The 14,910-nt window shown below is 34.7% G+C and carries 11 protein-coding genes; all 11 read left to right on the forward strand.

Annotated features, from left to right (window positions below; translation table 11 throughout):
• Positions 1-225: 225 nt before the first annotated feature.
• Positions 226-1,560 (forward strand): esterase/lipase family protein, encoded by a 1,335-nt coding sequence (locus tag AC3IPI_RS21045; protein ID WP_489155496.1) that lies wholly within the window; start codon positions 226-228, stop codon positions 1,558-1,560.
• Positions 1,561-1,781: 221 nt separating this feature from the next.
• Positions 1,782-2,879: a DNA alkylation repair protein gene (locus tag AC3IPI_RS21050; protein WP_489155498.1), complete on the forward strand. Its 1,098-nt coding sequence runs from the start codon at positions 1,782-1,784 to the stop codon at positions 2,877-2,879.
• Between the two features lie 248 nt (positions 2,880-3,127).
• Positions 3,128-3,457, forward strand: a complete 330-nt coding sequence (locus AC3IPI_RS21055; RefSeq protein WP_323489246.1) for a DUF6660 family protein — start codon at positions 3,128-3,130, stop codon at positions 3,455-3,457.
• Between the two features lie 104 nt (positions 3,458-3,561).
• Positions 3,562-7,878 (forward strand): CusA/CzcA family heavy metal efflux RND transporter, encoded by a 4,317-nt coding sequence (locus tag AC3IPI_RS21060; RefSeq protein ID WP_489155500.1) that lies wholly within the window; start codon positions 3,562-3,564, stop codon positions 7,876-7,878.
• Positions 7,879-7,889: 11 nt separating this feature from the next.
• Positions 7,890-9,113, forward strand: a complete 1,224-nt coding sequence (locus AC3IPI_RS21065) for an efflux RND transporter periplasmic adaptor subunit (protein WP_489155502.1) — start codon at positions 7,890-7,892, stop codon at positions 9,111-9,113.
• Positions 9,114-9,120: 7 nt separating this feature from the next.
• Complete coding sequence (locus AC3IPI_RS21070) at positions 9,121-9,732, forward strand: class I SAM-dependent methyltransferase (RefSeq protein WP_489155504.1); 612 nt, start codon at positions 9,121-9,123, stop codon at positions 9,730-9,732.
• A 2-nt stretch (positions 9,733-9,734) separates the two neighbouring features.
• Positions 9,735-11,750: a heavy metal translocating P-type ATPase gene (locus AC3IPI_RS21075; RefSeq protein WP_489155506.1), complete on the forward strand. Its 2,016-nt coding sequence runs from the start codon at positions 9,735-9,737 to the stop codon at positions 11,748-11,750.
• A gap of 434 nt (positions 11,751-12,184) precedes the next feature.
• Positions 12,185-13,063, forward strand: coding sequence for a pirin family protein (locus AC3IPI_RS21080; RefSeq protein ID WP_489155508.1), 879 nt, complete (start codon positions 12,185-12,187; stop codon positions 13,061-13,063).
• A 15-nt stretch (positions 13,064-13,078) separates the two neighbouring features.
• Entirely contained in the window at positions 13,079-13,960 is an 882-nt protein-coding gene (locus tag AC3IPI_RS21085; RefSeq protein WP_489155510.1) for a pirin family protein, read from the forward strand.
• Positions 13,961-13,966: 6 nt separating this feature from the next.
• Positions 13,967-14,362 (forward strand): OsmC family protein, encoded by a 396-nt coding sequence (locus AC3IPI_RS21090; protein ID WP_489155512.1) that lies wholly within the window; start codon positions 13,967-13,969, stop codon positions 14,360-14,362.
• Positions 14,363-14,367: 5 nt separating this feature from the next.
• A complete protein-coding gene (locus tag AC3IPI_RS21095; protein WP_489155514.1) occupies positions 14,368-14,652 on the forward strand; it encodes a GNAT family N-acetyltransferase in 285 nt (94 codons plus the stop codon).
• The last annotated feature ends 258 nt before the right edge of the window (positions 14,653-14,910 follow it).

Consider the following 14,910-nt stretch of genomic DNA (forward strand, 5'->3'; position numbering starts at 1 on the left):
TCTCTGAACATCAGAAATAAAAAATGTCTTAAAATACTTTTTTAAAAACTTTTAGTAGTAGATAGTCTTTGCGTTTTTAAACAAATTCGCAATGTAAATATAATCTTACTATTAAAATACTAAATAAGTCTGATTTATTAGTACAAAAAAAAATTACTGGTGCATTTTTAAAGTACTCATCCTAATTTATGACACTCAATTTAAAAAAAAATTAAATTCTTATTTATGAAAAAAATTATTCTCTTACTCTTCTGCATAACAATTATTACTTCGTGTGAAAAAGAAGATTTGACTTCGGCAGCTACAACCGCAACCACTAAATCTCTTACTGCAAAACAAGTAACGACAAACAGTCTCGATGCTTATCCTAACAAACGACAAAATAATTATCCTATCGTACTGGTACACGGAATGTGCGGCTGGGGACGCGATGAAATGCTTGGTTATCGTTATTGGGGCGGACTTGGAGATACTCAAACCTATTTAAACCTTTACGGATATAAAACTTTTACGGCATCGGTAGGGCCAATATCTAGTAATTGGGATCGTGCTGTTGAGCTTTACTATAATATTGTAGGCGGAAGAGTCGATTATGGTGCTGCGCATGCTCTAAAACATGGACATAACCGTTATGGCGATACTTATCCTGGATTTTACAAACAATGGAGTGCTACTAATAAAGTACATCTTGTAGGTCATAGTTTAGGTGGTGCGTCTCCAAGATTTTTAATTCAGCTGTTAGAAAATGGCGATGCAGCAGAAAAAGCTTATGTTTCTAGTGGTCAAGAAGCTCCGACTTCGGACTTATTTAAAGGAAACAAAAAAAATTGGGTAGCAAGTCTTACCTCAATTGCTGGTGTACAAAATGGTGCTTTAACTGTAGATTCTGGTTATTTTAGAGAGGATCTTATGAAAATGGTACTTGGAATGGGCGCTATAGGAGGAATTGGACTAGAGCAAAATACATTTTACAATTTTGACCTTGGTCAATGGGGATTACAACGTCAAAAAAATGAAACTGTAAAGGCATATTTTGACAGGATATTTGACAAAACATCTTCTGGCGCTCCATCATCGGCTCGTTTTTGGAATTCGCAAGATAATTGTATGTATGACTTGAGTGTAAAAGCAATGCAGGTACAAAACGAATGGGTTAAGAGTTCGCCAAATGTTTATTATGCATCGTATACATTTAATGACATGGTTGAGCAAACTAATGGAACTTGGTCACCTGCCTCTACTATGAGTCTTTTGTTTAAACTTGAAGCTGCTAATATAGGCCGAACTACAGCAAGCTTACCTCTTGGCTTCTTAAATTGGAGACCAAATGATGGACTAGTAAGTGTAGTTTCAAGTCAATATCCTATTGGGCATGATTATGTATTAATGGATCCGCTTAACAGAAAGTTGGCGCCAAAAGGTGTTTGGGATGTACATCCTACTATTAAAGGGCAAGATCACTTAAGTGTTGTAGCTCCAGATTATATACAATCAACTAGTACTTGGCTAAATAAATTTTATTTAGACATTGCTAAAGATTTATCTTATTTACCTAAATAATATTTTTTTTTACCATTAAGGTATTAAGATTATCTTCTATTTACCATTAAGAAATTAAGAAAGATTAAGCTTTACACTTTATGAAACTTAATGCCTTAATGGTTTAAACATTATTACTCATATCTTCTTTTCATCATTAAGAAATATGGTTTAAAATGGTTCGCTTTTTTATTTTTTGTATGCTCTCTATTAAATATCTTTGAACTTCAATTTACTATCAAATGGGATTAATTAAAGATATTTACTCGATTGCTTTTTACGAAAATTTTACTGATTGTGTAGCTAAAGTCATTCCTGACTTTGACAAACAACAATTTATGAATTTGATTTTTGATGCTGATTTTGTCAATAAAGAATGGAAAGATCGCATGCAGCATACTACAATTGTCTTACATGAATTTATGCCTAAAGACTTTGGAAAAGCAGTTTTAACAATTGAGAATATTATCGAGAATTTAAAGAAAAACAAATTTACTGATGGTAATCTGGCTTTTATCTTTTTTGCTGATTATATAGAGAAATACGGTATTGATGATTTTAAAACAAGCGCAAAAGCTTTTGTAATGATTACGCAATTTATAAGTTGCGAGTTTGCCGTACGCCCATTTATTATTAAATACCATCAGGATATGATTGATGAAATGATAAAATGGTCTTTGCATGAAAATCACCATGTAAGACGCTTGGCTAGTGAAGGTTCTCGTTCTCGATTACCTTGGGCAATGGCAATTCCTGCCTTAAAGAAAGACCCTACGCCAATTTTACCAATATTAGAAAATTTAAAAACTGACTCGTCCGAATATGTTCGTCGAAGCGTTGCCAACAACCTCAACGACATTGTAAAAGACAATCCCGAAATTGTGCTTGATATTGTTGCCAAATGGCAAAATATAAGCCCAGAAACCGATGCTATTATCAAACACGGTTCTCGCACTTTACTAAAACAAGGTAATGTAGATATCCTGAAACATTATGGCTTAGAGAGCACTAATATCCTATTATCAGAATTTGAAATTGGTACTCCAAAAGTAAAAATTGGTGAATACTTAGAATTTCAGTTTTCATTGAATAATGCGAACTCTGTAAGCAAAACTATTCGATTAGAATATGCCGTTTATTATCAGAAATCAAAAGGGCATCTGGCTAAAAAAGTATTCAAAATTAGTGAGCGTATTTATCAGCCAAATCAATTAGTTAAGATTAAAAGAAACCAATCATTTAAGGTAATCACAACACGTGTATTTCATTTAGGAAAACATCAATTATCGATAATAATTAATGGCACTGAAAGCGAATTACTGGATTTCGAATTGATTTAATACTAAGAATAAAACAGTTGTTTCTTTAAAAACCATATAAGTGATATAAGGAAATATAAGTTTTCCTTAAATGAACTTACATAACTTATATGGTTCGTTTTTTTTTAAAATTTAGGTAAAAAAATAGGTATTTCCTGAACAAGACCTTACTTATAACTCAAGGTTTTACACTAAAACTATGTTATTATTCTGCTAAAAAACATAAATATTTTTTAAAATATCAGACTTTTATCTGTAATTTTACTGCCGTGAAATGGATTAACATCATATTATCAGTTTATTTAATCGTGCTATCGTGCTTGCCTTGTGCAGATACGCTGGAAAGCGAAACTAAATCGCATACAAGCGAAATAGTAAGTAAAGATAATGGTCATCAATCTCACACAAAAGGATTGGACCTTTGCGCTCCTTTCTGTAGTTGTAATTGTTGCGCAGCTCAAGTTTTAACTGCAGCTCCTGCCATTACATGGATTTTTAACGAAGAGACAGCTCTTATTAAAAAGCCTTTATCATCTTACCATTCAATTCTTGCTTCCAATTTCTACGGAAGTATTTGGCAACCACCCCAAATAGTATAATGTAGCCCGCCCCGACGCTTCGGGATACGGGTAAATGTGTTGTGGTGTACCACAAAAAAACAGGCGATTTCTCGTCCTGATTTCTCATTCATTATATCCTGAAAATGTTAGATAAGATTATACAATTTAGTATAAAGAATAAATTCATTATACTATTACTAACCTTGGTTCTTATAGCCTGGGGAAGTTTTTCACTTAAAAATTTACCGCTCGATGCGCTTCCTGATATTACAAATAATCAGGTGCAAATTATTACTACCGCTCCTACTCTTGCGAGTCAGGAAGTAGAACAATTAATAACCTATCCGATAGAACAATCTCTAAAAACAATTCCGAAAGTAATTGAACTTAGAAGTATTTCTCGTTTCGGATTATCGGTTGTTACTGTTGTTTTTGAAGAAAATGCCGATACCTATTGGGCACGTGAACAAGTATTCCAGAGATTAAAACAAGCCGAAGAAAACATCCCTAAATATGCCGGAACGCCAGAATTGGCTCCAATTACAACAGGTCTTGGCGAAATTTATCAATATGATGTTTATGCCAAAAAAGGCTACGAAGATAAATACAATGCTACCAGTTTAAGAACGATTCAGGATTGGATTATTGTACCACAATTACAAGGCGTAAAAGGTGTTGCCGAAGTAAGTACTTGGGGAGGAAGCGTAAAACAATACGAAATTGCTGTTGACCCAAACCGATTAAATAGTGCCGGAGTTACGATTACCGAAATTTTTGATGCACTAGAAAAAAACAACCAAAATACTGGTGGTGCTTATATCGAAAAAGATGAATTCGCTTATTTTATTCGTGGTGTTGGTATGGCATCTGGAATAAAAGATATAGGAAACATTGTTATTAAAAACAGAAATGCTACTCCTATTTTGGTTCGTGATGTAGCCACTGTACAATTAGGAAATGCCATTCGTTTTGGTGCTACAACCAAAGATGGTAAAGGCGAAATTGTAGGTGGTTTAACGCTAATGCTAAAAGGGGAAAACTCTAAAGCAGTTGTAGAGCGTGTAAAAGAAAAAATGATTGAGGTAAACAAGATGCTACCCGAAGGTGTTGTTGCCGAAGCATTTATTGACCGAAGCAAACTGGTAGATAATGCAATAGGAACTGTTTCTAAGAACTTACTGGAAGGAGCTTTAATTGTAATTTTTGTACTGATATTATTCTTAGGAAACCTTCGTGCCGGACTAATTGTTGCTTCTGTGATTCCGCTAGCCATGCTTTTTGCTGTAATCTTAATGAATGCCTTTGGCGTAAGCGGAAACTTAATGAGTCTTGGAGCAATTGACTTTGGAATTATTGTCGATGGTGCCGTAATTATTGTCGAAGCCACGATGCATCATTTGCAAAAACTCAAGAAGAAAAAAGAATTAACTCAATCTGAAATGGACGAAGAAGTATATGCTTCGGCTTCAAAAATCAGAAATAGTGCTGCTTTTGGAGAAATCATCATCCTGATTGTTTATCTCCCAATATTAGCTTTGGTTGGAACCGAAGGAAAAATGTTTAAACCAATGGCAATGACAGTTGGTTTTGCCGTTATTGGTGCATTTATATTATCGCTTACTTATGTCCCGATGATGAGTGCCATGTTTCTATCCAAAAACACTGAGCATAAACCAAACTTTAGTGACAGAATGATGGCTTGGTTCGAAAAAATATATGCTCCATTCTTAGATAAAGCATTGCGTTTTAAGAAAGCTGTTTTGGGTATTGCTGTTACATTATTTGTTCTTGCACTTGTAACGTTTCAAAACATGGGAGGAGAATTTATTCCTACTATCGAAGAAGGAGATTTGGCTATTAATGCTACGATCATGACAGGAAGCTCTTTATCGCAAATGATAAAAACAACAACGCAATATGAGAAAATGCTTAAAGCAAAATTTCCAGAGATTAAAACCATTGTAACCAAGATAGGAAGTGGCGAAATCCCAACTGACCCTATGCCTATAGAAAGTGGAGATTTGATTATTGTGCTAAAAGACAAAAAAGAATGGACGAGCGCAGATAATTGGCAAGACCTTGCACATATGATGAAGGAAGAAATGGAAAAAATTCCTGGAGCCAATATCGAAGTTTCTCAGCCTATTCAAATGCGTTTTAACGAATTAATGACAGGTAGCCGAAGTGATATTGCTATTAAAATTTTTGGAGACAATCTGGATGTTCTGGAAAGAAAAGCCAATGAGCTAATTTCAAAAATCAATAAAATTGAAGGTATTGGTGACCTTAAAGCCGATAAAGTAAGTGGATTGCCTCAGATTACCATTAAATACGATTATGATAAAATTGCTTTGTATGGTTTGAATATCGAGGATTTAAATAAAATTCTTCGTTCTTCGTTTGCAGGAGAAGCTGCAGGTAAAATCTATGAAGAAAACAGACGATTTGATATCGTAGTTCGTATGAACAAAGACAATCGTAACGACATTAACGATGTGAGTAATTTATTTATTCCGTTGCCAAATGGTCAGCAAGTACCGCTTTCGCAAGTTGCAACTGTCGATTATGAGCAAGGTCCTGTACAGGTAATTCGTGAAGACGGTAAACGTAGAATAACTATCGGACTAAATGTTCGCGGACGTGATGTGAAAAGTGTTGTAGAAGAAATTCAGCAAAAACTGGACAACAATTTCAAACTTCCTGCAGGATATTATGTTACTTACGGAGGACAATTTGAAAACTTAATCGAAGCTAATAAGCGTCTTTCTATTGCTTTACCAATTGCTTTGTGTTTAATTTTGGTATTACTTTATTTCACTTTTAAAAGCACTAAACAAGCCGCTTTGATATTTACCGCAATTCCACTTTCGGCAATTGGAGGTGTATTCGCATTGTGGATGCGTGGAATGCCGTTTAGTATTTCGGCAGGAATTGGTTTTATTGCTTTATTTGGAATTGCAGTATTAAACGGAATTGTACTAATATCTTACTTTAACCAGCTTAAAGCCGAAGGTATTACAGATCCTTTACAACGTGTATTAATTGGAACCAAAACAAGATTACGTCCTGTTTTAATGACCGCAGCCGTAGCCTCTTTAGGTTTCTTACCAATGGCATTATCTACTAGTGGCGGTGCCGAAGTACAAAAACCTCTTGCAACTGTTGTAATAGGCGGTTTATTCTCGGCTACATTACTTACGCTTATTGTTTTGCCGATACTATACTTATTATTCGAAACGAAAATTAAAAGAAAAACAACGATGATAAAACCTATAGTAACAGTGCTTTTATTACTTATTAGCAGCTTTTCTTTTGCACAAAACAACCAACCTATCGGTTTGGATAAAGCAATCGAAATGGCAAAAACTAATAGTATTAACTTAAAAATCGCTGATAAAGAGATAGAAAAACAAACGGTGCTTAAAAAGACAGCGTTTCAACCCGACCCTTTGCAAGTAGAATATCAAGGAGGGCAATTTAATAGTGCTTCATATGATAATAATGTTTCGGTACAGCAATATTTCCCTATCGGAAAAATTACCAAAGCCAATCGACAATTGCAGGAAGAACTGGTAAAACTGGCCGAAAAACAAAAAGCTTTATCCGAATATGAAATCGAAAAAGCAGTAACATTAGCCTATTATCAATATCTATACGGTGTTTCTGTTCAAAAACTAAATACTGAATTATTCAATGTGTATGCTTTGTTCCTAAAAAATGCAGAACTTCGTTTTAAAACAGGCGAAAGTGGCAATATAGAAGTTATTAGCGCAAAGGCTAAATCTAAAGAAATTGAGACACAAAAAGCACAATTAGAATACGATTTGGCTATTTATCAGAAGCAATTACAGTTTTTTGTTCGAACAAAAGAAAACATTGTCCCTGATAGTACTACACCGCTTCAATTTGCTTCTCTTACGGAATCTAATAAATCGAAAGTAGAAGGTTTGATGAATGATTATTATCAGCAACAAATTTCGGTTTTCCAAAAAGAAGCCAATACGTTTAAAGCACAACGTACACCAAAATTAGGTTTAGGTTATTTTGCTCAAACCATCGATACTAAATCTATGTTTCAAGGATTTACGGCTGGTTTACAAATTCCGTTGTTTGGAGGTGTAAATACGGCTAAAGCCAAAGCAGCTTCGATAAGTATTGCGCAATCACAACTGGAATTAGAGAAAAATCAATTTTCGCTGGAATTACAAATGCAGGAACTACAAAATGAATTTGAAAAACAGGAAAAAGAGTTGCATTATTACCAAACAGAAGGTTTGCACTATGCAGAACAAATTATTACAACAGCACAAAAAAGTTATGCTAACGGAGATATGAGTTATTGGACGTATATCAGTTTTTTAAATCAAGCAATTGATATCAAAAAACAATATGCTGAAACTTTGAATACATATAATCAAAGTGCCATTCGATTACAATTTCCTTCAATTTCCAATAACTAACATTCCTTACAATGAAAAATATAAAGAACACAATAAGCCGTACTTCTACCCTACTTCCAATTGCTTTTTTAATGCTGGCTTTAACATCATGCAACGAAAAGAAAACAGAAGAAGCACATGAAGAAGAAAAGGAACAAACAGAAGTATCATTAACCGAAGCGCAATTTAAGACAGTTGGAATTCAATTTGGTAAAGTCGAAAATCGCAACCTCAACACCATTATTAAAGCCAATGGATACACAACAGTTCCTCCTCAAAATTCGGCTCAAATAGCTACATTACTTGGCGGAACAGTTAAAGATATCTTTGTTCTGGAAGGTACTTTTGTAAATAAAGGAAAGGTTTTGGCAACCATCCAAAATCTTGAAGTTGTTGGAATGTTAGAAGATTATAAATCGGCTACAGCCAATATCGAGTATTTACAATTGGAATACAATCGTCAGAAAACATTGGCTGATGAAAATGTAAATCCCCGAAAAATATTTCAGGAAGTAAAAGCAAAACTAGCTGTAGAAAAAGCAAGAGCACAAGCTGCAAAAAACAGATTGCAAGCATTAAATGTAAGCACAAGTAGTAACAGCGCATTAATACCTATTACATCACCAATAAGTGGTTATGTGGGGAAAATAAGCATTGCCAAAGGTGCATTTGCAGATACAGGAATCCCGTTGTTTGAAGTTGTTGATAATAGCCAGATGCACTTAGATCTAAACGTATATGAAAAAGATTTAGGTTCGATTTCAATCGGTCAGGAAGTCGATTTTATTCTTACCAATCAATCTAATAAATCGATAAAAGGAAAAATATTTGGTATCAATAAATCGTTTTCTAACGAAAGTAAAACTGTTGCGGTTCACGCCAAAATAAACCCAGATGATGCCAAAGGATTAATATCAGGAATGTATGTTTCTGCTAATATCAATTTAAACAGTGCCACAGTTCCATCTTTACCAAAAGCAGCTGTGGTAAAAAATGGGGACAAATTTTTTATCTACATAAAAGAAGATTCACATCCTCATCCTGAAAAAGGAGCAAAACAAGAATCTGAAGCAGAACACAAAGAAGAGCATGAAGAAATACACTTTAAAGCTATAGAAGTTATTCCTGGTACAACCGATATGGGATATACCGAAATAAAATTTGTAACTTCAATCCCTGAGAATAGTCAAATTGTTACACAGGGTGCTTTCTACTTATTAGCAGCCCAAAAAGGCGGTGGAGAGCACACACATTAATTTTTATATGAATAATAAGCAACATTGGGAAAATGTATTCACGACCAAAACTCCAAATGAAGTAAGCTGGACACAAGAATATCCTAAAACTGCAATAGATTATATAGAAAACATAAAACTATCAAAAACTGCCAATATCATTGATGTTGGCGGTGGCGATAGTAATCTGGTCGATGCTTTATTAGACAAAGGTTTTCTAAACATTTGGATATTGGATATTTCTGCTGCTGCACTAGAAAAAACAAAAATACGCTTAGGCGAAAAAGCTAATTCCGTACATTGGATTGTCTCGGATATTACAGAATTTATCCCTGATGTAAAATTCGATTTTTGGCATGACAGAGCCGTTTTCCATTTTCTAACTAATGACGAAAGTATCAATAAATATGTCTCCATTATCAGTAATGCAGTCAATCCTAATGGTCATTTTTTATTAGGCACATTTTCAGAAAATGGACCATTAAAATGTAGCGGATTAGAAATAAAGCAATATTCTGAAAAGAATATGAAAGATACTTTCCAAAAAAGTTTTGAAACAATAAAATGTTTTACAGAAGATCATATTACACCATTTAACACAACACAGAATTTTCAATTTTGTGGATTTAAAAAGAAATAAATATGAACCATCAACATAAATCCGACGAGAATAATAAGCAAGTAGATTGTAAAGTCCCCGATAAAAAATCTTCAAAAAATACGAATTCAGGATGTTGTTCCCATGATGAGCAAGAAACTCATGATGATCACGACGGGCACGACCATTCAGGAGGAGACCAAACCGTTTTCCAGATGTTTGCTCCATCAATAATTAGCTTTGCTTTATTAATTATTGCTATTGTTTTTGATAATTATTTACCACAAAACTGGTTTACAGGATGGATACGAATCGTTTGGTATGTAATTGCCTATTTACCGGTAGGTTTTCCAGTCGTTAAAGAAGCATTAGAAAGCGCCCGAAAGGGTTCTTTCTTTTCAGAATTTTTGCTCATGAGTATTGCTACAATCGGAGCTTTTGCCATTGGCGAATATCCCGAAGGAGTTGCAGTAATGTTGTTTTATGCTATTGGCGAAACCTTCCAGACACTGGCAGTTACCAGAGCAAAAGCAAATATTAAATCATTACTCGACCAACGTCCTGATGAGGTTACTATTCTGGAAAATAATCAGCCAAAAATAATTAAAGCCGAAAGCGTTCAAATTGGGTCTATTATTCAGCTTAAACCTGGAGAAAAACTAGGTTTAGATGGAGAATTACTCTCTGATAATGCTTCGTTTAATACAGCGGCTTTAACAGGTGAAAGTAAACCTGACACCAAGAGCAAAGGCGAAAGTGTTTTGGCAGGAATGATAAATCTAAACTCAGTAGCTGAGGTACGCGTTACAGCATTATATACCGATAGTAAATTATCCAAGATTCTGGAAATGGTTCAGGATGCAACAGCCAAGAAAGCGCCAACTGAATTGTTCATTAGGAAATTTGCCAAAGTATATACACCATTTGTAGTGTATTCCGCAATTGCAATCTGTTTATTGCCTTACTTCTTTGTAGATGAATATATCTTCCGTGATTGGTTGTACCGAGCATTGGTATTCTTGGTTATTTCCTGTCCTTGTGCCTTGGTTATTTCTATTCCGCTAGGTTATTTTGGCGGAATTGGAGCAGCAAGTAAAAACGGAATCTTGTTTAAAGGTTCTAGTTTCCTTGATATCATGGCAGCTATTCAAGTTGTTGTAATGGATAAAACAGGAACATTGACCAAAGGCGTTTTTAAAGTTCAGAAAGTAGTTGCAATAGATATTCCAGAAGCTGATTTAGTAAAATATACCGCAGCGCTCGAAACCAAATCAACGCATCCAGTAGGAACTGCCATAATCGAATATGCAAAAGGTACTGAAAAAGGTGTTTCGGTTACTGATGTAGAAGAAATTGCAGGTCATGGTTTAAAAGGAAAAGTTGATGGAAACGAAATCTTGGCAGGTAATGCTAAACTATTAAAGAAATTCAACATAAGCTATGATTCCGAGATAGACAATACACCGTTTACTATAATCGTAATTGCCATTAACCAGAAATATGCAGGTTACTTTTTAATCGCCGATGAAATTAAAGAAGATGCCAAACAAGCGATTCAGAGTTTACATTCGATAAACGTAAAAACAGTTATGCTCTCGGGCGACAAAACTGCTGTTGTTAATGCTGTTGCAAAAGAACTAAATATCGATGAAGCCTACGGAGATTTATTGCCTGAAAACAAAGTCGAGAAAGTAACAGCACTTAAAGATAAAAACCTAAAAATTGCCTTTGTAGGCGATGGTGTAAATGATGCGCCGGTTGTTGCACTTGCTCATGCAGGTATTGCAATGGGCGGTTTAGGAAGTGATGCTACAATTGAAACTGCAGATATCGTTATCCAAAACGACCAACCAACAAAAATTTATACAGCTATAAACATTGGTAAAAAAACCAAACAAATCGTTTGGCAAAATATCACTTTGGCATTTGTTGTAAAAGCTGTTGTGCTAATACTTGGTGCAGGAGGTTTAGCAACCATGTGGGAAGCTGTATTTGCAGATGTTGGTGTTGCTTTATTAGCAATATTAAATGCCGTAAGGATTCAGAGAATGAAATTCTAGATCTTCTATTAATAGTTTAAAAAGGACGTTTGTACGATTTTGTATGAACGTCCTTTTTTTATTCTCATTTTTGAATTGATCCCTTTTTTATAGGTTAATGTCGTTTTAATACTCTTACAAATAAAGTCATCGCAAAAGCGCCAAGATTACACACCTTTCCTTTGCGACTTCGCGGCTTTGCGTGAAAATTTTAGTAACAATTGCCTAAAAAAGTTTTATTATTTTGGCTAAAGCCAAATCATTTATAATCAATTCAAAACCTCCTATTTTCTAAAACTCATCATTTTAAAAACCAACAACTGATACCCCTCAACCAACAACTAAAAAAAATTAAATAATATTCCTTACTTTTATACTAACTCACTTCTTAATCTACATTAAGTTACATTTTTCATAATGAGAGTAACTTTGTATAACAATAAAACAAATACATTATGAAAACTAAAAATATAGAAATAGTAGTAGCTCCAAGACAACCACATTATGTTGGTGATGGATTTAGAGTGCACAATTTTATTCCGAGTGTACCACAATTAAGCATGAAACGCATGAGCCCTTTTATCATGCTAGATTATAATTCAAAATTTTATTTTCCGCCTACAAATACTCCAAAAGGTGTTGGTGTACATCCACATCGTGGTTTTGAGACCGTAACTATTGCTTATAAAGGCAAAGTAGCACATCATGATAGTAGCGGAGGTGGCGGAGTAATTGGCGAAGGCGATGTACAATGGATGACTGCAGCATCGGGAGTTTTGCACAAAGAATATCATGAAGAAAATTTCAGTAAAACTGGAGGCGATTTCCAAATGGTACAACTTTGGGTAAACTTACCTGCTAAAGACAAAATGTCGAAACCTAAATACCAAGGAATCACTAATGACCAAATTAATAAATATGAACTTCCTGAAAATGGTGGTCATATCGAAGTGATTGCTGGAGAATATAAAGATGTAAAAGGAACTGCATCTACCTTTACCCCTTTGCACTTACTTAATGCAAGATTACTTAAAGACGGAAAAGCAGCTTTTAATTTCCCAGCAACTTACAACACTGCATTATTGGTTATAGAAGGTAGTATTACAGTAAACGATATTACAAACGTACCGCCAAATCATTTGGTTTTATTCGAAAATGAAGGCGAAGATTTTCATATCAAAGCACAAGAAAATAGTATCGTATTGATTTTAAGCGGAGAACCAATTAAAGAACCAATTGCTACTCACGGACCTTTTGTAATGAACACGCAGGAAGAATTAGTTCAGGCTGTAAATGATTACAATAATGGTAAATTTGGAACTCTGGAAGATTAATTTAAAAAATATAATATGTCAAACGTAAATCTAATTATTGAAGAACGCGCTGCCAGTATTGGTAATTTTATGGTAGGAAGATTATTGCCCTTTCGGCAAAAAAGAGCCGTTGGACCATTTGTATTTATTGACCATATGGGACCGGTTCATTTAAGCGAACAAGAAAATTTAGATGTTCCGCCACATCCTCACATCGGATTATCGACGCTTACTTTTTTATTTGAGGGAAGTATCATGCACAAAGACAGTTTGGGATCTGAAATAGAAATCAAACCCGGAGCAGTAAACTGGATGACAGCAGGAAAAGGAATTGTGCATTCTGAAAGAACACCACAATACTTGCGTGAATCTAAAAAAACGCTTCACGGATTACAAATTTGGGTGGCGTTACCAAAAGAATTGGAACAAATGGAACCTAATTTTGTGCATGTAGAAGCCAGTGATATTCCGAGTTGGGAAAAAGATGGAGTTTCATATAAGCTAATTGCAGGAGAAGCTTTCGGAAAAAAATCACCAGTTCCCGTATATAGTCCGTTATATTTTATTGAGATCAAAAGTACGACGGCTCAAAAAATAAACATCGGAAAAGATTTATTTGGAGAAAGCGGATTATATATTCTTGAAGGAAGTATAAAAGCTGATGGACATACATACGACCCGAAACAAATCCTGATTGCAAACGACAGTACCTTATGTGAATTCGAAATTGCTGCCAATACAACCGTTTATATATTTGGAGGAACTCCATTTCCAGAAGAACATTTCATTTTTTGGAATTTTGTCTCATCAGACAAAGAAATATTAGAAAAAGCAAAACAAGACTGGGAAGCACAAACTTTCCCGAAAGTCCCTGGTGAAACCGATTTTGTTCCTTTACCAAAACCTCAAATACGATAAATTAATATGAATACAATAACAGCAAATATTGACACAAGAAAATACCGAACGGAAATAAAATCGGCAAGCGGTAATATAGTTATTGCTGATGAGCCACAAGAAATGGGAGGAAAAAATTTGGGCTTCTCCCCTTCCGAGTTACTGGCTTCTGCATTGGCATCTTGCACATTGATTACATTGCGTATGTATATTGACCGTAAACAATGGGATATTACAGAAATTAATATTTCGGTAGATTTTGAGAGAAACTCTGAACAAAACGTTTCCTTATTAAACCGCAAGATAGAGATAACAGGAAATGTAGATGAAGCTCAAAAGGAAAGGCTTTTAAAAATTGCCAATAGTTGCCCAATTCACAAAACGCTAACAAACACGATACAAATACAAACAACTTTAGACTAAATATCATGGAAATAGAACAAATAAACGAAGGAAGAAAAGGATATTATAAAGCAGTAGAAGACGGAAAAGAAGGAGGAAGAATGACCTACACTTGGGCTGGAGACACTAAATTTATAATTGACCACACCGAAGTAAATCCCGATTTTAACGGTAAAGGTGTTGGAAAAAAACTTGTTATGGCAGCAGTAAATTATGCTCGCGAAAACAATCTAAAAATCATTCCGCTTTGCCCTTTTGCGAAAAGCGTATTTGATAAAACAGACGATATAAAAGATGTATTGTTTCACTAAGAGGCTCAAAGGTTCTGAGGAACTAAGAAACTAAGGTACAAAGGTTTTGAGCTGCAAAGATGCTAAGGTTCTAAGTCATAATCTTGTTAGACTAAGCGGAGACGTAGGGCAATGCTGAGTTCCAATTGCGCATAATATGGAACGCGGATGATACAGATTCGCCTTTGGCGAAAACGCGGATAAAAACGGATTTTTATCTCATTGTTATTTTAAAAATCTGTTTTTATCTGCGTCTTTACGAAGTAAATCTGTGTCATC

It is taken from the genome of Flavobacterium sp. GL_143 (genome assembly GCF_057834355.1).